Genomic DNA, 20,484 nt, shown 5'->3' with positions numbered 1-20,484 from the left:
ATTCCGAATGCCGGGGGCCTTGTCAGGTATTTAATTTGGTTTCGCCCACGAACTATTCCCCGTGCTATAACCTCTCTGCTATAAGGTTTGCTAACAAACCCAGCTACCCGAGTAAGTCCGGCTTGGTAGGCTAGCCTCATATTTCTGATGGCATGTAATCCTCCAGCCTGTAATGTCAATGCAGACACTTTATAACCGATGTACTTATCCGTCATCATCATCGCCATAGTGCCCATTATTGGATTGTCACGTTCAACCCAATAATCAACAGCTCTATCTGCTGCACCAGTGATTTGGCCTACACGCTCATTCCATTTATCACTGAACGCATCCCAGTAAGTCCCCTTTTGTGCATTAGCTCGTAATCAGGACTGACTCCTCAATCATTTTTATAAGCACTCAACCTCAACAGCCTCCTTACTTAACACGGAAACTCTTTCAACGTGACTAGTAATAGGATCAATCACCCAATATTCACAAGCTGAAGATAGATTTGTTTCTGCAACATTATTGATAACACTAACCGATCTTGGTCTTCTAGCAATAAAGATTTTTCCCTCTTTAACTATATATCCATCGACCCTAGCATCAATAACTATCTCATCCAAACCATCTTTTGACTTCCTTACAATCATTTTTTCTGGCTCACCAGCATTCAAATAATAATATTGTCCTTCAATATATGTGTAACCATCAGAAATACCGCCTCCGCACCCCAAAAGGAATAATGAGAGGGCAATTAAAATTGTTAATTTTTCTTTATACATAACAAGTAAACTTCTCTATTAAGGTGTAGAGCCGGCCTTAGAAGTAGATTGCGGTGTGACTAGCTGAGGAGAGCCAGAATACTTAATCAGATAATCAAGCCCAACCATAGTTCCAGCATTGGAAGTAACATAAAAACCACCATAAGTTAAAATATTTCTAATTGTTCACCCTTGATGTTGCTCAAAATCATACATACCGGGCAAGATTGAAATAGCTCCGTTTGATGGGTCTTTATATAAAGTTACGGAACCATGGACCAACCAATCAGCCCCTTTAACAACCACACTTGCAGTCCCTGCCGACCTCCATAAGGAGGTTATCTCCACCTTCAATTGAGTTGCATCAACAGTAACTTCTAGGCCCGCCCTATTATTCGCTCGCCAGATAGAGTTAGCCTCAAGAAGAAATAGGCGGCCATCTTTAAGAGCTTCACTAGCTCGTGACATAGCTACATCGAACACTGCCTTTTGTGCAGCAGCTCATCTTTCAATCAAGAAATATGCTAGAGAAAACATACAAATTATAGGAACCAATAAGCTCAGCACTCCACCTACATGCCCAGAGGACTTACAGAGAACAACCTTTTTCTTAGCTAAAAAACCCTTACTGCGACTTCGAATAGAAAAAAGTATATAATTTACTAAAAAAACAGCAATGAAAATTAATACTGCCGAAAATTTGGTAACACCAGAAAAAACCTCTCCTATCCCTAAAAACATATGTGCAAGCAAAACTCCGTTTACAAAAAGAGTAATTTCAAAGAAAGATAGGGACAGGCAGGCATAGTAGTGATTATGCCTGCCCACACCATTGATCTTTTGGGAGAGAGCAAAAAATTTAAAATAAAAAGAATTAAGCATGTTTTGATCTAACAACTCTCAGTATACCAGCACAAGAAATCTGTCCCAGGTTTGACAGTATAATCATACACTCCAGGAATATATTTAATAGCTGCTGATGTTCCACCATAGCTAACAGCACCAACTGCACCCACAGTACCCCCTGCAAACCCTCCTACACCAAACGCTAAGTCAACACCTGCATTAAATACACCAAAGCCATTCCCGTTACTTAAGGCCTGACCACCATTCCAAAGTGAAATAGCTGTACTGACATAAAAAAGTCCTGCACCCGCATGTTTTAGCGCTTGGAGACTTTTAGAAGTATCTAATGCGTTTGCAACAGGAAATGGAGTCCATTTGTTTGCTCTAATATCATCGATACCATTTACACCACTTCGATTCACGAGTGAGGTAATTGCAGCCACTCCAAATAACTGCGCGGCACCAACCGTAGGATCTACAATAGAAACACCTTTCTGAAACCCACCCCATAGGCTCTTTTGTGCACCTCTACCTCCTAACTTGCTTAAAGCCAAAGCCGCAGGTGTTACAGATGGACTCTGCTGCACCTGTATCCCATCCAATGAAAACGTCGGCATTTGCATATCCGCTACGATAGATGCCGTTATGTCATCCATCAGCTGCTCCATGTGGCTATCATCCATCATAAAGCCGCCGGGACCATAGACCAGGTTCTGCGCAACAATGATATAACCTTTTCCAGCAATAGTCGTGGTGCCAGTTACTATGCCAGGACCCCATTGGATAATTCCACCACTGAAGGCACCGCCGCCATTATTACCTGTGACAGAAACTGGCCAGCCATCTGAGGTGCAGCCATCATCCGCACATTGCTGTGGCCTCTCATCCTGTTCGCTTGCCGCATAGCCACTGGGATCAGTAAAACTCAACGGGTTATTAAACACATAACTATAGCGGTTCCAGCTCTGGCTATAGGTCGGTGCCTGCACAAGTGGGTCAGGGCTGAGAAAGCGGCCCAGTGTGGGGTCGTAGATACGCCCATTCATATGGATCAGGCCGGTTCTATCCAGATGCTCGTGGCCGGTATAGCCGCGCCTGGTGGTGAGGCCCTGTATTGCCAGCAGCTCCTGGAGTTGCTGCTGATTCAGGTCCCCACCCCAGTCCCCCTGGCGGCGGCTGCCGTCCGGGTTAAAGGCGAGATTTAAGATCTCCAGCCCGGCTTCATCGGTGATTTTCTCAATGGAGCCCAGGTGGTCCCGGTGCAGGTATTGATATTCTCCACTGGTGCCGGTGAGATCCGTAATGGCGATATGTTGAACACTGCCGGCCAGTGTGGTTTTTTCAATGGCGAGAATGCTGGCACCTGCGGGGATTTGCTCCTCATAGCTGCCCACAATAAAGGCCTTCTCGGTTTTGAGCTGGCCATCTTCCATCCAGCTGCTTTCGCGATAGAAGCGTTGGCCATTAGGGCCATATTGGAAACGGTCCCTGGCAGTCGGTGTACTATCGCCTTGACTGCTGCCCAGTACAATTTCCGTGGGCAGTTGCCGTGCGTTCCAGCTAATCCATTTGTCGTCGCCGCTGGCGGCGTCGTAGCGTTCGATTGCGCCGTTGGCATCGTAGTGCAGGCTGTGGGAGACGTCATTAATGGTGACACTACTGACCGCATTGGGACCGGCATTGCCGAACTCGCCGTATTGGTAGCCGCTTACCTGGGTGTCGTTGCTGACACTGGAGGTCTTGGACAGAATATTGCCCAGCTTATCGTACTGGGTACTGAGCTGGCGATCGCCACCGACTTGCATCGTGGCGTAGCGCAGGCGATTGAGGCCGTCGTAGCTAAAGTCTTCCTGCTTCTGCAGTGCCTGGGAGGCACTGTAACTGAGGCGACTTTCCAGGGTGCCATTGGTGCGCCAGCGGTACTCGTTGTTTTGAACCTGTCCGCCACCGGTTTTAATGGTTTCCAAGCGCCCAGTATTAGGATTGTAAGTGCGGTTAGTAACCAGACCGTTGCCGTAGCTCTCCCGCTCTACCTGTCCCCAGGCGTTGATGCTGTCAAAGGTTTGCAGGGGGTTGTTGCCGGCAGCATCTCTACTGAGGCTCTGTACATAGCCGCGATCATTATAATGGTAATGGGCTTCAACCCCGCCGGGGTAAACCATTTTATTCATACGGCCATAACTATCGTAGCCGTATTGATGCTGGTAGTTGCGGCTTACTCCCCCAGCCAACAGCTGAGTATTGATAGTATCCAGCTCGCCATCTGAATACCTGTAGGTGTAGGACTCAAAAAACACCTGGGAGCCATTTTCGGTATAACTGCGGCTCGCCAAGCTACCTACCGAATTAGTAGCATCGTATTCCCACTTAGCCAAGCCGTCATCATCTCGCTGTTCCAGCAAGCGACCGAGCTTATCGTACAAATAGGTAATGCTCTGATTCTTATTGTCTGATTGCTGGTCAAGCTCACCAAAGGCATTATATTGACTGGTTACTGTGCCCATGTTGGGATCGGTGAGACTGGTTCGGAAGCCAGCATAGTCAAATACAAAGCTAGACTCGATATCGTGGGTATCACCGCTAACCAGCACAGTTTTTGGTAGACCGCTGCCATAGTAGGTGTAGTCGGTGGTTACGGCAGTGCCGGTGGCATCGTCTACAGTACGGGCCAGATCGCCGGTGAGGTCATAATAACTCTCTTGCACCTGTGTATTTGTACCGCTATTTCCAACCACTGATTCAGTGACTTCAACTTTAACCTCTTTGCCACTGCTGCCATTAACGACGCTGTAGTTTATATCTACGCTGCCGCCACCGGCCTTGTGTATATAATCGAGGCGATTACGCAGGTCGTACTCGTAACGAGTGATCGGCTTACTTCCACTAAAGCCTCCCTCAACTGGAGCCAAGAAAGGGGCTGTTTCAGTATCCATACGCCCTAGGGGGTCATACGTAATTGCACGGCGAGATACGAAGTCACCGGAAAAGGCCTTGGTATCCTGCTGTATCAAGCGGCCCAGTTGGTCATAGTAATATTTTGTTACAGGGGTAATGTCCGAAGTTGTCTCCACGTAGTAAGACGCTTGCACTTCGCTCACTACGGGACAGTTGCCATGGCAAAAGTCGTATTTGCTGTCGAACTTAACCTTGTCTGTATTCAGCCTATCAGTATTGGTGCGCGAAGACTCACGACCAAAGGGGTCGTACTGAATCCTTGTAGACTGGTCATTGTGGTCTGTTATCTTGCTTACGCTGCCAAAACGTGGGTCATACTTCAATTCAATCGTGTGCTGCAGTGCATTGGTCAGTTTGGTGGCATAGCGACCATCAAGGAAGTCGCCAACTACTGAAGTACTGCGGGTTTGTGTGCCCACATTGTTAGTAGATGCATCTACATTACCTTTGGCGCTTTCACTGGCCACATTGCCGTAAGTATCGTAGGTATAAGTCACCTCCATCTGATATTTAGCATCGCCGGGGTATTGGACTGCCGTTTTCACCCTATTGGTATTACCATAGGGTGTCATACTGCTGCTGGATTGCTGGTCGGGAGTACCAGAGGTATCCCCACTAAAATAACGTTGCTCTTTGGCACTGGGGAAACCTATCAACCAACTTCCGTTAACACGGTTATCCAGTACGGTAGTGCTCTCTACACTGCGGCGGACATTGCCGTATTGCGAAATCGGCAGAGCCTCTCCCCAAATACTCTGGCTATCATTGATTTGGGTAGTTTCGATCACCCGAGTCGTATTTACAGCTCCGCTCAACAAGTCGCCAGCATTACCATAAGACATGGCTTGTGGAACGCTGTCACTCACCACGTATCCAAGCGGTGGCTGATCACCTTCCAGCAGGGTATCGATTCTCTGTGCGATATAAGGGAAGTAAGTAGTATTACCCCCAGAATTCAACTCCAGTGCATCGTAACTAAAGCGCTGATTGGTCAGCATCTCACCAAACTGATAGTCCGTCTTATACTGGATTTGGCGTGCAATTTTTCCAAAGAAAGGGAAGTCCTGTCGGTACTGACGGTAAGTAACAATATCAGCCGCAGTGTCGTAAATTCGTTGAGCCCTATAACCAAGAAAACCCCAACCTTTGTCACTACTCAGACCGTAGCCTTGGTAAGCATACTCAGTAGTATGCCAACCCCCGTTATGACCATTAGAGCGCTTTACCTCGGTAACGACGGTACGGTAGTTTTCATCCTCATTAGGTGTAACTGGACTTACATCAGGAATAGAGCCGTCAGGGCCAAACAGGGCTGAACCTTCGTTAAAAGGAGCCACTGTTCTTTCCCCTGCACTAGAGGAAATTCTTTTTAGGGTAAACTCAGTTTGAGCGTCAAGGCCGTTAGTGATGCGTTCAATACCAGTTTCAAAATCTTCATAGTGGGCCAAGTCATCAAAGGCCCATTTGAAATCCAGTGGTTTTAAACACTGACGATCACCATCTTCACTATAGGCGCATAACTGCACTTGCTTTAAGCGGCGGAAATGCTCTCCAGCAAGCTCTTCTTCTGAAATCAGCTTGTATTCCCGCTGCAGCACACCATCCAGATGCACACGGATATGGTGTAACAGCACCAGCTGTTTTTGAGGAATCTCCTGTAATGGAACTGGTGGTGCATCTGTTCGGGTTCCGTACTGGAACTCTATTTTTGCATCGCCCTGGTTACCGTAGGTAATTTCTAATGGGTAGTTAATGCCTTCAATAATATCGCGATGGTATTTGTACTCCATCGTATTGCCGAACGCATCAGTAATCTTGTTTAAAGTCCAGCCAAAATGTGTCGTTTCCTCACCTCTGAGGCGACTATCTTGTGTAGCTCCGTACTCGCTAGTGGAGCCATTAGGACTCTTGACCGTAAACCAGACTTTCCCATTATCAGTCTTTTGCAATTCAATTAAGCGGAAGCCATCGCGTAATGTGCGATACTGTGCTCCCTCTTGCCAGTGATTACCGCTGACAAGTACCAGAGGCTCCCCATCCAGGCACAGTGAGTCCGTATCATCAAGAAGAATCTTGGTGTACTTTGGCCTATTCACTGTACAACGACGAATTTTACTTAAACCACCCAGGCGCCAGCCATAGCCGAGAAAATCCTCCGGTAGAGCTTCAGTCATCCGCTTCTGGAAGCGGGCACTGGTGTAATGTAGAGACAGGTTTGGCTGTAATCCATTAACACCGGGGGCGGCTTGCAGGGGAACCTTAACTATCGCATTACCCGTTGCACTGACATCTGCACTGTAGGCCAAGCTTCCCGGAGTATCCACAACTTCAGTGGTCACCGCCGGATCTCCATCTACATTTGCGAGGTTATGGACCTTAATCCAGGTACTAGATACAGAACTACACTTTCCAAACTCATTACAAGCCTCTAGCTCATAAAGATAGGTGCCCGGTGTTCCTCCTCCGACGAAATACTCAAAAACGGAAGTTGTGTAATATACAATTTCCCAACAGCTATTTCCGGGCTCACTCTCAACACATCCCTTCTTCATACGTCTGAGCCGATAGCTTTTAGCCCCAACGTCCTCCCAGGTAATGGTTTGATCAGTCTTGAAAAATTCGTCGGGAAGATCTGATGAGAATTTGGGTTCTGGTGCTGCAGGCGCAGACAACTGCTTTGTTGACCAATTTCCGCAACCTAAAGTATTGCAACCCCTTACCTGGAACCAGTAGGAATCCAAGTATTCTACATCCCTACTTTTTGGAACAAAAACTGTAATATCATCCACAAGGATGGGTACTAAAGTATCAGGGGTCTCAGGCACTGTTGGATTTATAAGATTGGCAAGATCAACTTCCGTGGAGGTTAATTTAGCCGGGTTTCCGCTATTCAATCCATTATTGAGAGGAATCTCCCAATAATTGATACCGTCCCCACTCCACCGTAATTCATAGTGATCAATGGAGTCTGGGTCTTCCATACCCCAGCCTAAAGCAAAGTTAGTACTGGGAAGAGTATTACCGCCAGGCTCTTGCCAATAAGGTTCGTCAGGGTAATGTTTAACCTCAAGTGAATCGGAAACTATCCAATCACTATATTGATAATAAGGGCCAACACTTACAAATGCTCGGACTTTGTATCTATAGTTGCCAGATGGCATTGCACCCGTAGTGATTGGAAAATCTATTGAGAGCTGATTATTCTCGACAGTAAGGCAAGAACTTTCTGCCTGCCACACACCATCTTTCTCTTGACACCACTGATAACCACTTACATAGGGGTCTTGGGAGTCTTGTTTGGATGTGCCCCAGACCAAAGTATATTTACCATCAGTATCAATGAAACCCGTTGGCCCGGAAAGATCAGACTGAAAGCCGATACTTGCAGGCTTATTTGGGGTTATGGTGACATATACAGTATGGCTGCCATATACAAGTGGTTCACCATACTCTTCACAGCGACGGGTCGTTGGGTCATACAAGAGACAAGGCCCATCAGCTTGGGCGCTGTAGGTATACATCCCACTATCATTGGTATAGATATCCGTCGAGCCATTTCCAACTGGAATAGACCCGTAACTAGACCCTCCGCCAGCAAAAAATATTCCAGTTTTCAGGTATTCGGCTTTGGTTGTGTGAGTTAATGTGTATCTACCAGTAGCGCTAGTTGTAGGGCCCGAGATATTGGCGGCTGCATCCGATGCATAGCCAGATACACTCACAAGAAATATTAGGAAGAAATATAAAGCAACCCCGAAGCGCATCCGTTTACCTACCAAGTAGCAACATTAAAAGTAGCTCTATTCACATCAAGTCGAATAGAAAATCATGCGAGAGTTTAAAGGAAATCGAATAAAGGGCAACTAGAAGTAAAACAAAAGAGATCGATGCAACCTGTCAAGTGTGACTATCTTTCAGTTGGGGAAATACACGGTTTGAGTTTTTTGTATCCTAAAAAGTAGGAGGTTAACGAGAAACCCCCTACTTATTACGGAGAGGTATTGCAAGAGACGTGAGAGCCCATGTCATTTATTAAGTTTACGCTGGATACATACAATAATAAGATTGGATTTGAGAAATCTGCTTACCTCTGTATCCGGTTAGGCTTGGTTGCAACATGCTGTGATGCAGACTTGACTACTACATCTATTATATATTTTCTAAGGCCAATGCCTGCCGCATGACAAGCATCATCATTTAGGTCCTTATCAATGACAATACCGACCGTCTCACCTGTATGATATGCTGACAGCGCCACCGATAGAGAACTTTTAAGCATTTCAGGCTGAAGGTCCACCGAAGTAAAATAAGCGTAATTATACCTGCAATCACTAAGCCCTGTGTTTCCGACAAAGGTGACGATAAAATCTCCTTGGCCATACGTCCATATCCTATTGATTTCGCCACGATACCATGTCGGCTCTGAGGCAGCATTTGAACCAACAACCAACAACCAACAACCAGCAAACAGATTAAAGTGAAAATTTAATTCATGAATTTCCCTTTGAATATTTAATATCTCAATCAAGCTTTAAATATACTTCTACTTAAACTGCATATCAGTCAATTTAAAAGAAACTTAAACTCTACCAGCTAATACCAGACATTTAGACGGGCTTGGTTAGATTTGGGCCCAGATTCTCTCCGCTATGCGCCTCATTGAAAAGCACTCATATTCAATTAAGCTGGATTTCCACTAATTGATGGAAAAGTTAACTCTGGAAGTTGGCCCTAGATTCACACAATATCGCAACTAGTGGAGTAACCTCCTGTCAGTGCTCGTGATAAAGCTCGCAATACTGATCTCAATCAAACAGGATGAACAAAATTCCACCAAATCGATTGAGAAAGGGTAGAACTAAAATCCATGTGACGACCCATAGTCGCGTAATCACACATAGACGGAATGATCACTCGTGGGATTCCCGCAAGCATAAATAACAAAACTGCCCTCTTTTCATTGTCTAATCTACTTTAATTACAACTCATCCCACTACCCCGAGGCTTCTTATGAAAGATGTCGCCGTCGTCGCCTATTGCAGAACTGCTATCGCCAAAGCAAGACGTGGTGCACTCAATCAAACTCACGGTATTCCGATGGCGGCCCATGTAATAAGGGAAGCCATTGATAGAGCACAGTTAGATCCTCACGAGATTGAAGATGTAGTGCTGGGATGCGGTTTACCTGAGGGGGCCACCGGGCACAATATCGCACGCAATGCCGCACTATTTGCCGGCTGCGGGACCCAGGCACCGGGGATTACGATCAACCGCTATTGTGGTTCCGGGCTGAATGCCGCCTCGGTTGTAGCAAACCGAATAGCTGCTGGAGAGATGCAAATTGGTATTGCTGGTGGCGTAGAAAGCATTAGTCTGGTTCAGTTTCACTTAAACCTTGATCATTTCGTTTACGAACCCCTACAGAAGAAAATTCCCGCTGTCTGGTGGACCATGATTCAAACAGCGGACTTTGTTGCCGATAAGTTTTCAATTAGCCGTGAGACCCAGGACCGCTACGTTGTGGACTCTCAAAAGCGAGTGGCTACGGCACTCAAGGAAGGGAAATTTGCCGAAGAAATTGTTCCTTTCAAGACGGTAATGTCGGTAAAAAGCAAGGAAACCGGTGAAACAAGTAATAAACACGTTACCTTGAGTGAAGATGAAGGCCCTCGCCCTGACACCACCCTGGAAGGCCTAACGGCATTAGAGCCCGTGAACACAGGCGGCACAATTACAGCAGGCAACGCTTCCCAGCTCTCCGATGGCGCAGCGGCTGTGGTAATGATGGATGCAGAATTAGCCGCACAGAGAAATCTACCAATCCTTGGTCTGTTCCGCGGCATGCAACTATCTGCAGTTGCACCAAAGGAAATGAGTATTGCTGTGGCACCCGCTATCAAAAAGCTAATGAAGCATCACAGCCTGGCTATGGCAGATATCGACTTATGGGAGCTCCATGAAGCCTTTGCCGTAACTACACTCTATAACCAGGCTGAACTGGATACTCCGTGGGAAATAACCAATGTCAACGGAGGAGCCATTGCCCTTGGCCACCCCTATGGAATGTCGGGAATCCGTTATCTGGGTTCCACCCTATTGGAGTTAGGAAGAAGGGATAAGCATAAAGCAGTTATTGGTGTCTGTACTGCAGGAGGTATGGCAACTGCGGCCTACCTGGAGCGCTAGTGAAGTTAATAGAAATCTCCACTGATTACTCAGACTACCACCCCCGCCTTCAATGAGGTTACCCTTTTAGATTGAACCCCCTGGGTGAGGCTAAGGCTTATGCCGAGGTAACTGACAAGTGGCACTATGGGCGCAATGAAGGCAATGGGCCTGCTAACCTTATTATCTTCTACTCAGGGGTAAAGGGAGTTCCCACTACGGTTATTAAGAATGGCCAGGAGAAAAACTAAAAAACACCACGATAAAGTAAGTTCTCAATCAGGCTTAGTACATCCCTCTCTCAAATTTCGCCTAGTTGAGAGTTTGTTCTCATCCATGGGAGTATGTTCTTGTAAGAATATGGTTCTTTAAAAAACCAATCTTTACAAATTTTACTCATAAAGTCTTTTCTTTTACTTAGGGTTATCTATGTCTTGCAAATACAGTAGCCAGCTATGCCCAGGACCATCCCTAAGTGGCCCTTTAATAAATACATGCACACTTTGTCTTGCAGATTTTTTAGACGGGCAAAGATCTGACATCAAAGATATGCTTGACAACGAAAAAACAGCATGGCAAATGATGTCATCATGGACAAAGAAATTAGTTGGCTTTATCGAAAGGCTATATAAGGATCAATTTACAATTCATAGCCGCCCTTCCGATTTTTCTTTCTGCATAACTGGCTCCGGTGCGAGAGGCGAGGCTTGCCCTCAATCAGACTTAGATGCTTTTATCGTAATACCCAAGATTACCCAAAATCAAAGGGAAACATGGAGGAAGATTAATCTCGCCGTTCAAAAGCGACTAGATAATATCAATGACAGTCGTATGAAAACACTGCGCCCGGGAAAAGGTTTTGTTTTCTGTACTGGAGGGTTAAATCCACTGGGAATGGTGACAAAGAAATGGATGGAAAGGAATAACAAAGATGGCCTAATTAAAAAAGATCGAGTTATTTTTGACCTAACCAATACCGCAGCTGCTCTAACGGGGCTTCTTGAAGAGTACTACCAATACCCAAGTGATCCTAAACGTTACCTCCGGAAACATATTGTTAGCGGACTTCAAGAATGTGCTCACGCTTTTGGCAACCCGAAGCTGCATAGAGAACTAGTGGATGAAGTTAAATTTGTTTTAGGTAAGCAAGCTATTGAGTTTGGCTCTAATTCGCTTCTAACAAGGAAGAGAAAGCAGGGGCTGCAAGCTATGGAAGTTGCGATTAATGATAAAAATTTCCAACCGCCAGCCCCCTATTCTGACATTAAGCGAGTTAAAAGAGAGTTTTATCGAGCTCCTCAGTTCATATTGAAAGGCCTCGCGTGGTTCTATGATATAGATGAAGTCAGTTCCCTAGCTCAACTTTCCAAACTGGAAGAAATGGGAAGGCTGCACCCAACCAGAGCTGTCCATTTCCGCAAAGCAATGTCAGAAGCACTGAGGGTCAGGGTTGCCTCACATATTGTTACTGGTGCGGAGTTTGACAAAGTTCTCTCAGCCTACGTAACACCCAATAGAGATCAAAGTGCCTGGCTAAGGCTGAACCCGGAACAGTCAGAGCTTCTGGAGGATGCCGCGAATAGCGTCAGACTAATCATTGGCTGGGCTGAAGAATTTACCACCTCACAAAGGCGAGCGCATGGCATTCGCTACAATCCCTTTTCGGAGCCATTCTTAATTAAATAATTAGAATTCTCGATGTTTACTTCAATTCAAAATCACATGCAATTTAAAACCACTCAAACTTCATGGATATTGATCATCAGCCGCTTACACATCAAAATATTACCAATAAAATTACGAATTGAGTGTATTCATTTTAATTACACCTAATAGAAATTTTTTTTATAATTAGAAAGTTTAAATTCTTCAATTAACTTTTCAGCACCCAGGCTATGTGTTATCTCACGTCGATACACCAGGCATATTTCATCTTTAAAACCTGGTTGGTCTTCACTCACCCATTCAAGCTGGTTTCTTCCGAGTGTCTGCGCAACACGACCAGGAATAATACCAACGCCAGTTCCTTCTAATGTCATTTTTGTGATCAGCTCGTGACTAGAAGACCTTATATATTGTTTATATTTATTTCTTTCAGCAATGGTTTTCAGTAGCCAATCCGTCTGCATCAGTGCTGGATCATATATCAGTACGTCTCTAGATTGAATTTTCTCAGGATTATGCCAAAAACTCACCACATCATGACAAAGATGCTTGATCACCAGATCAGGATGAGATACAGGGTTTACGACAATACCGATATCAATTTTCCAACTGATCACTGCTTCTACAATCTCACGAGAAAGTGCATGCTGAAAGCTTAATTCAATACCTGGGTTTTGTGCGATAAAAGCAGGCAGACCATCAGGCAGCATATGTAGTGAAATGGAGCTGTGACAACCGATAGTGAAGTGGCCAACGGCCTCTTTATTTTCTCGCAGCGCAGAGTATTTAACCTCATCCCAATCATCTAGTAGCTGCTGAGCGCTTTTTAATAGCCTGAGACCCGCACGTGAAAGTTGAACGCCGGTTTTTTCCCGTATTATTACTTCAGTACCCAGCTGTCTTTCCAGCCTTTTGATAGCAGCACTCAAACTAGGCTGCCGAATCCCCAACCTTTCTGCTGCCCTGGATATATTTTTTGTTTTTGCAACCTCAATAAAATAATTAAGTTCATCAGCGTGTGGGAACATAGAGCGCAACTTATTTAGCTACTTAACTTAAAAAACAGTTGTCGAGTCTACATCGACATACTCTTGGTTGCCATAGATATTGACTATGGTAACCAGCGCCGACTTCTATTTTTCATGTTTTTACACTCATGTTAATTTCTTTGCTTCCTATTTATTCAAAAAAATTTCCGGAGACAGAGTGTCTACATCATCTCTCAGCTATCCCTCAGCAGCGAATAGTAATGCAGTATCCTCTGAAACTAATTTCAGTATGGCTTTAACTTTTCCTTTGCAGACTTGGTATGAATGGGGATACCTACACAACCCAATCATCGCGAGTGATAAAGACATTTCCAGAGTTAAACACTCCTATGCATTACTACAAGATCAGATAGGCGATACTAACAACCCTATCTATGGACTACACACCAGCTATGGTGAGAATGAGCGAAATCGCCTAGACCCAGACCAATGGAAAAATACCCAAGTCAACCTCTTGGAATATTTACAAGTTGGTATCGGTGCTCCGCTACCCAAATCGGTCGTCAGGCGCGCGTTAAAACTACAAGCTCGAAAAACAGCTCACGGCCTGTCAGGTATCCACCCTTCCACTTACCAAGCACTTCTTAAGCTGGCAAACAGTGAAACTCTTCCCAGAGTCCCCCGAAAAGGCAGCCTGGGTGCCAGTGGTGACTTAATTTCTATGGCCCATGCCATATCTCCACTATTTGAGCATGGGCCAAAAGGCCCCCGCGACGTAATTGGCCTGGTAAATACCAATGCCATGATGGCTTCATGGGCTATTGAGCATGATTATCAATTAAGGAAGTTATTAAGGGACTGTTTTAAATCTGTAGCGCTGATGTCCTTGGCCATAGGTGCTGGAGATGAACATTTCTCGGAAGGTTTACACTATGGAGAGGTACATACCAGCTACGCTCGAGCAGGCAACTTGCTAACACAACTCCGACATGACTATTTACAATCGCCGAATATTGTCGAAGGTGAGAAAAGTCTATTACAAGCTCGTTATTCAGTTCGCTGCGCTCCCCAGATACTGGGGCACTGTCTTGACTTATTGGATTACTCCGAAGCCAAAATTCGTTCCGAAGCGCTTGCCGTTGCCGACAATCCCCTAATTCTTGAGTCTGGCCCCTGGCATGGCGGACTCTTTTATGCGATTGGGCTGGCGGCTTCTGCTGAATTTATGCAGGAAATTATTCATCGCCTGGCCGAAATGCTTGATCGACAAATATTGATTTTAATGGACCATCGCTTAAATGGAGGACTGCCGGACAATTTGAGTGTTGAATCGTTCAACCACTGTAAAGGAATTCACCAGCTGACGTCAGCTCTGTTCCAGGAAATAAAAGCCAGGTCAACACCCGTGCGTCAGATGAGTTTCTCGTGTGAAGGTAACAATCAGGACCTCGTACCCTGTGGAATGGCCGCACTTAACAATGTCAACGACCAGCTGGATACGTTAAGAGAAATTGTCCGCGCAGCAACTTTTTGCTCAGCTAGAGCCGCAATGATGCGCTCAACAGGTGGTTTACCCGAAGCATTAAAATTGGCGAACTGGTCACAATTTACAACAGCCCAGGTAGAGAGCATTTTATGAATTTTAACTATTTAACAGGCAATTTCGGCATTGAGATTCCAGCGAATGGACTAGCCGATATGGACCAAAGCACAGGGCTCACACTGCAAAACTTATGGCATGAGCACGAGCTATTGGTTATCAGGGATATGGACCTGGATACTCAAGCATTTGTCAACTTCTGCAGTTTATTTGGGGAACTTCAAAAAAATTATTTCTTTTTTCAGGGTCACTCAGAGGAGTATCCACAAGTTGCTAGAATCATTAAAGAGGCCGGTGAAAAGAAAAATACTGGGGGAATCTGGCATCATGACCAGGGCTATTATTCGAATCCGGTAAAAGGTATCGCTTTGTATGGTATAGATATTCCCCCCAGGGGGGGGGATACCCTCTTTACTAGCTCAACACTTGCTTATGAGAGCCTTTCAACTGCAATGCAGCAAGTAGTTAAATCTCTCAATGTGATACACACCACAGAACTAATGCTCAAAAAGCAACCATTAACAAAATTAATGGAAAGTTCGGGTGAGGATGGGTCCGGTATAGAGCGGGCGCTAAAATTAATGCCGTTGAAATCTGCAATACACCCAGCAGTTTGTAAAAACCCTGTAACTGGTAAGCCTTTTCTCTACCTGAACCGAACTACTACCTCGCAGTTTGAGGGTATGACAACTGATGAAAGCTTGGGCCTGCTAAATTACCTGTTTCAGCACGTCGAAAAACCGGAATTTAACTGCCGAGTGCAATGGCGCCCTGGCACCCTGGTGCTTTGGAACAATCACCAGGTCTTACACTATGCGGTAAATGACTACAATCAACGGCGGGAATTACACCGTGTGCATTTCTCTGCAGAACGACCAGTTAAATATCTATAAATAGATAGTTAGTGTATTTATGAACTATAACGAACTACTGACAGATTTTCTGCACATTAATAGCCGGTCTAGAAATGAACAGCAGGCATTTAAAGATAATCAAATCAAGAAGCTGCTCAGTGAGGCTGTTGCAAAGTCCAACTACTATCGTGAATTACTTGCGCAAAACAATGTTGATATAGAGGCAATACAAACCTGTACAGATTTACACCAACTGCCGATTATAAGCTCTGAAGTATTTTTAAAGCCTATACCGACAGTGAGTATGGCTTTTAACGATATTGTTCGCTATTGCCACACCTCAGGCAGCACCGGCACTCCCAAGCGAGTGCCCTATACCCGCAAAGATATTGAGAACGCGGTAATCTCTCAAGCGCGCAGCTACTTATTTGCAGGTGTTGAACCATTCGATAAATGTTTGTGTGCAATGACCTATGGCCCCTGGCCCAGTGGTATGATTTGTCATGCTGCCGCTGAAATATTTGGCCTCACCATTCCCGCAGATTCATTTCTGGGGATTGACCATCAGCTTCAGAGCCTGCAAAGGGATCAGCTGGATTATATGGTCTGCCTTCCCTCTTTATTACCTCGGCTGGAACGCCACTGCCTGGAGAAAGATATATCACCGGCATCCTTAAACATACGCAATATATTTATGGTGGGTGAACTGTTCTCTGAAGACTTTCGGGCTCGCTATGAGCAGTTGTTCAACTCCAAGCTGATTAATATGTATGCGAATACTGAGCTTGGGCTAATAGCGAGTGAATGCCAGCATCATAACTTACATGTGTGGGAAGATTTCTTTCATGCAGAAGTTATTGACCCCGATACAGGAGAACCATGTAAAGATGGTGTCACTGGGGAATTAGTGATAACCGCTCTGCAGCGTGAAGCCCTTCCGCTGATTCGCTATAACACACATGATCTGGTGGAGATGCACAGAGGCCCTTGCGAGTGTGGCCATCCCGGAACCTATTTGGGGCCCATCAAGGGGCGTCTCGATAATATGTTCACAATCAATGGCGGCAATATCTATCCGATTACGCTGGAAAACGCCATCACTGCTATCGCTGGTCTCAGCTCCTTTTACCACTGCATTATCGAAAAAGTCGATGGGCATGATCATTTGACCTTCGAAATTGAAGCAAGAGAAGCTGTCAATCAGCAGGAGAAAGCGCATTTAGCGCGACTATTTTATAGCAACCTCACCAGTTCAGATGTAACCCTTCGTATGATTTTCCTGGGGCTCGAAACGGCCTCAAGAATCAATATAGAAATTTTACAACCTGGGGAAATCAGTAAAAAAGCTGGCAAGGTTAAAAAAATCATTGATCGCAGATAGCCTTCCCCACTGAACTGGAGCATACACCTAGCTACCCCTTCACTATGTGAAGGGGTAGCTAGCAAATAGGCTATTGATATTGCGAAAGGTGCTTACCAAGGTTGCTCTTCACCGAGGTGGACAAATTGTCCGTTGGGGCCATCGCCATCAATCAGGGCCAGGTCTACAACCGTTGAAGCTCCGTCGGTAACTTCCATTGGCGCCGCGCTGGTGCCCAGGTCGGTTTTAACCCAACCGGGGTGCGCACTATTGACCTTGATATTGGTCTCTGCAAGGCTCTGGCTCAGGGAAACTGTAAACATATTTAATGCGGCTTTAGATGCGTTGTAAGCAAACGGTTTTACCGCACTCCAGCCGGATTCAACATCGGCATTTACTGCCAGGGAACCCAAGATGCTACTAACGTTTACAATACGTCCAGCCTTACTCTTCTTGAGTAGTGGCAGTAGTTCCTGCGTGAGGCCAATTTGAGCAAACAAGTTGATATCGAAGGTGGTTTGCAGATCAGCTTGGGAAACAGTCTCACTGTTATTCTGCGCCCATTCTCCTTCCACAATCACACCGGCATTGTTTACTAGAATATCCAGTCGGCCATACTGCTCAGCAATTTTTTGAGCTGCTCGCGCCCTGTCGTTTGCCTTGGTGATATCCAATTCTATGGTGTCCAGTGGGGCTACCTTGCCTGTCCAGGCCGCTTTCACCTCTTGAAGCTTCTCCTGGTTGCGGCCAGACAGAATTACCTTGACCCCCTGGTCAGAGAGCTGCTTGGCAACTTCGAGACCAATACCGCGATTAGAGCCAGTAACTAGTGCAATTCGTTCATTCGACATGGTTGAATCTCCTGTGAATCATGTTGTTTCGAAGACGAAGCCATTCTATTATCCACCCATAAATGAACAATTACCCAATTTGAAAATGAATGTTCGCGATTTAGAAACAGTAAGCTTGAGAACCCTATCGGTATTTGTCCAGGTCAGTAAAACTCTGAATCTCACACTTGTGGCTGAGCAGTTGGGCCTACCGAAATCCACAGTCAGCAAGGAAATATCCCGGTTGGAGTCCCATCTGAAAGCAAAGTTACTGGACCGCTCAACCCGTCGGGTTGAGTTAACTGAAGTCGGTGCTATTGCTTATGAGCGAGCACTTCAATTGGTGGAAGATTTTAAAGCCCTTCAGCACGATGTGCTGGTTATGGAGCAACAGGTACAAGGGCTCCTTAAAGTTTCTGCCCCGCCCGCTCTTGGCGAGTTTCTCTCACAAAAGGTCTTGCCCCCATTTTTGAAACGCTGGCCCAAAATTACGGTTTCTCTCAACCTTACCTATGACTTCGAGGATCTATTTGCCCAGGGTATCGACTTGGCTTTCCGAGTAGGAGAAATTCAGGACGACCGCCTAATAAGCCGCAAGCTCGGCTACTCCACCAGGGTTCTTGTGGCCAATCCAGAATATCTGGCAGTGCATGGGGCTCCCCAACTTCCTGAAGAGCTGGCGGGTCACAACTGCCTTCGATTTCAATTCAATCCGGGGGAATCGGAATGGACACTGACATCTGCTAACTCAACCATCAACTTATCCGTAAGCGGAAATTTCTTTTGCGCTAACATCCAGGCATTAAAAAATGCAACGTTGAATGGGCTCGGCATCGCCCAATTGCCAATTAACAATATTGTTGAGGAATTGGCTGGCGGGCAGTTGGTAAAAGTGCTCCCAGAATGGCATGTACCACCAATGAACATTCATGCCGTATACCGAACCGGATTGAACAAACCGAAGAAACTCGCGGCCTTGCTCGATTTCCTTAACGAGGAGAAGGGCCTCTTCGAGTGGAGTGTGTAGTTGCAGATTTCATCGCCACCTACCACCTTTATAGTTCATTTACTTTATGGTGCATTTGCTTGGTTCGCTTGAGCCAAAGTATCCCTAAGGTGACCTGGCAGAGGGATTTTGACCCTGTCGGAGGCAGATAAAGTGACATAGGTAATGTTCGCCGTAAAAGCCGGTGCCCCACTCTCCAGATAAGCCTCAAGCTGGAAGCTAAAAGAGTGGTTGCCAATATCTGAGATAGAAACCTGAATTTTTAACTCCTGATCCCAAGTCACAGGGGTCAGGAATTCCAAGTTGAATGCTCTTACCGGAGTTATAAAGCCCAGCTGCTTCATCCTTCTAATGGCTGGGCCGTCAAACAGGACAGACATCGCTTCGTGAGTTGCCTCCAGGGCAAAGTCGGAAAATCTTGGGGTATATACAATACCCGCAGGGTCACAATCACCGAACAATACCTTGCGTTTAACGGTTATCATCTGGCCAATCCTGAAAGTCCAAAGCAGCATTGCTATTGTATGGCAAGGTACCTGCTCTATTCCGATCAAACAGAATTACCAAATCCATCATCCTGCACGCCCCACTTGCTTACGCTTAGTTACTAGAGATAGACAAGAGCGTTACTTCCGGCGGAACTAGGAATCGCACAGGTAAAATACTGGTCCCTACTCCAGGGCTTACATACAGGTTTTTTCCACCTTCCTCGATATGACCTATCGCATAACGTTGCCCGTAACGAGAGGGAACTATCGGGCGCCCAATAAATGGCAGGTAAACCTGTCCTCCGTGAGTGTGCCCAGCAATAGTCAGTGAGATTTGCTTCGGTAATTCTGGAAATATATCGGGATTGTGCGTGAAAGCCAAAATGCTCTCAGCGGTATCAATGCCATCCATCGCTTGTGCGATATCATGTGGCCCCTCCCAAAAATCACTGAGACCCACCAGGCGTAACTTACAAGCGCCACTATTCAGCTTTGCTGATCGGTCTTCAAGTACCGTAATCCCTCGATCAGCGAATGCCTTCTCTACCCGCTTGGCATCAAGCCACCAGTCGTGATTTCCCAACACTGCGAAAACGCCCATGGGCGCTTTCAATTCCTCCAGTATCTCGGCAACCTCTTCGGGAGAAACAAAAGAGCCACCTGCAACGCCCTGGATAACAAAATCACCTGGTAACAAAATCAAATCAGGCAAACTCGCATTTACTTCATCAACTAACCACCGAAGGCTATCAACCCCTTTATACGGAGAGCCCACATGTAAATCAGCAAGGATGGCCACCTTCTTGTTATTACAGGCTTCTGGCCAGGAATCAATCGTTATCGTCTGCTCTCGGATTCTGAAACTATTTGGCTCTGCAAAGAAAGCCCAAATAGAGATGGTTAGACCAATGATAAAAAGTATTGCGGAAATGTTACGATATTTGCTCAAGAAATATACTCACTCAATGACCCAAACCTAC

14 protein-coding genes are annotated in these 20,484 nt (G+C 45.7%); 6 read left to right on the top strand and 8 right to left on the bottom strand.

The features are described 5' to 3' along the window. Positions 1-389: 389 nt before the first annotated feature. The 4 genes from ACJJI7_RS17650 to ACJJI7_RS17635 form a co-directional block, all read right to left on the bottom strand. Positions 390-767, bottom strand: a complete 378-nt coding sequence (locus tag ACJJI7_RS17650; protein ID WP_444901610.1) for a hypothetical protein — start codon at positions 765-767, stop codon at positions 390-392. Between the two features lie 480 nt (positions 768-1,247). Beyond that, positions 1,248-1,643 carry a hypothetical protein gene (locus ACJJI7_RS17645; RefSeq protein WP_475717093.1) on the bottom strand — a complete coding sequence of 132 codons (396 nt, stop codon included), beginning with the start codon at positions 1,641-1,643 and terminating at the stop codon, positions 1,248-1,250. Further along, on the bottom strand, positions 1,637-8,311 hold the full coding sequence (locus ACJJI7_RS17640; protein ID WP_444901612.1) for an RHS repeat-associated core domain-containing protein: 6,675 nt from the start codon (positions 8,309-8,311) through the stop codon (positions 1,637-1,639). The genes ACJJI7_RS17645 and ACJJI7_RS17640 overlap by 7 nt, the downstream gene beginning before the upstream one ends. 320 nt (positions 8,312-8,631) lie before the next feature. Then, positions 8,632-9,075 carry a hypothetical protein gene (locus tag ACJJI7_RS17635; protein ID WP_444901613.1) on the bottom strand — a complete coding sequence of 148 codons (444 nt, stop codon included), beginning with the start codon at positions 9,073-9,075 and terminating at the stop codon, positions 8,632-8,634. Positions 9,076-9,557: 482 nt separating this feature from the next. Between ACJJI7_RS17635 and ACJJI7_RS17630 the strand changes: the two genes are divergently transcribed. Further along, the gene (locus ACJJI7_RS17630) at positions 9,558-10,733 is read left to right on the top strand and encodes a thiolase family protein (protein WP_282950611.1); all 1,176 of its coding nucleotides are present in this window, start codon (positions 9,558-9,560) and stop codon (positions 10,731-10,733) included. A 528-nt stretch (positions 10,734-11,261) separates the two neighbouring features. Next, complete coding sequence (locus tag ACJJI7_RS17625; RefSeq protein ID WP_444901614.1) at positions 11,262-12,398, top strand: DUF294 nucleotidyltransferase-like domain-containing protein; 1,137 nt, start codon at positions 11,262-11,264, stop codon at positions 12,396-12,398. Between the two features lie 143 nt (positions 12,399-12,541). Here the strand turns inward: ACJJI7_RS17625 and ACJJI7_RS17620 are convergent, their stop codons facing one another. Continuing rightward, positions 12,542-13,405, bottom strand: a complete 864-nt coding sequence (locus ACJJI7_RS17620) for a LysR family transcriptional regulator (protein WP_444901615.1) — start codon at positions 13,403-13,405, stop codon at positions 12,542-12,544. Between the two features lie 178 nt (positions 13,406-13,583). Here ACJJI7_RS17620 and ACJJI7_RS17615 point away from each other — a divergent pair, with 178 nt between their 5' ends. From ACJJI7_RS17615 to ACJJI7_RS17605, 3 genes are read left to right on the top strand one after another with little or no spacing between them, the layout of a single operon-like run. After that, the gene (locus tag ACJJI7_RS17615) at positions 13,584-15,005 is read left to right on the top strand and encodes an aromatic amino acid ammonia-lyase (RefSeq protein ID WP_169337150.1); all 1,422 of its coding nucleotides are present in this window, start codon (positions 13,584-13,586) and stop codon (positions 15,003-15,005) included. Further along, positions 15,002-15,859, top strand: coding sequence for a TauD/TfdA dioxygenase family protein (locus tag ACJJI7_RS17610; protein ID WP_444901616.1), 858 nt, complete (start codon positions 15,002-15,004; stop codon positions 15,857-15,859). The genes ACJJI7_RS17615 and ACJJI7_RS17610 overlap by 4 nt, the downstream gene beginning before the upstream one ends. Before the next feature lie 19 nt (positions 15,860-15,878). Then, complete coding sequence (locus ACJJI7_RS17605) at positions 15,879-17,201, top strand: phenylacetate--CoA ligase family protein (protein ID WP_444901617.1); 1,323 nt, start codon at positions 15,879-15,881, stop codon at positions 17,199-17,201. 92 nt (positions 17,202-17,293) lie between these two features. Here ACJJI7_RS17605 and ACJJI7_RS17600 read toward each other — a convergent pair whose 3' ends face one another. Then, entirely contained in the window at positions 17,294-18,031 is a 738-nt protein-coding gene (locus ACJJI7_RS17600) for an SDR family oxidoreductase (protein WP_444901618.1), read from the bottom strand. A 115-nt stretch (positions 18,032-18,146) separates the two neighbouring features. Between ACJJI7_RS17600 and ACJJI7_RS17595 the strand changes: the two genes are divergently transcribed. Further along, positions 18,147-19,037: a LysR family transcriptional regulator gene (locus tag ACJJI7_RS17595; protein ID WP_169337149.1), complete on the top strand. Its 891-nt coding sequence runs from the start codon at positions 18,147-18,149 to the stop codon at positions 19,035-19,037. A gap of 44 nt (positions 19,038-19,081) precedes the next feature. On the opposite strand, the gene ACJJI7_RS17590 is transcribed toward ACJJI7_RS17595, so the two are convergent. Beyond that, positions 19,082-19,501: an acyl-CoA thioesterase gene (locus tag ACJJI7_RS17590; RefSeq protein WP_040629508.1), complete on the bottom strand. Its 420-nt coding sequence runs from the start codon at positions 19,499-19,501 to the stop codon at positions 19,082-19,084. 115 nt (positions 19,502-19,616) lie between these two features. After that, a complete protein-coding gene (locus ACJJI7_RS17585; protein WP_444901619.1) occupies positions 19,617-20,453 on the bottom strand; it encodes a metallophosphoesterase in 837 nt (278 codons plus the stop codon). Between the last annotated feature and the right edge of the window lie 31 nt (positions 20,454-20,484).

This window comes from Microbulbifer variabilis, from assembly GCF_056232115.1.
This window is presented reverse-complemented; position numbering and strand designations above follow the sequence as displayed.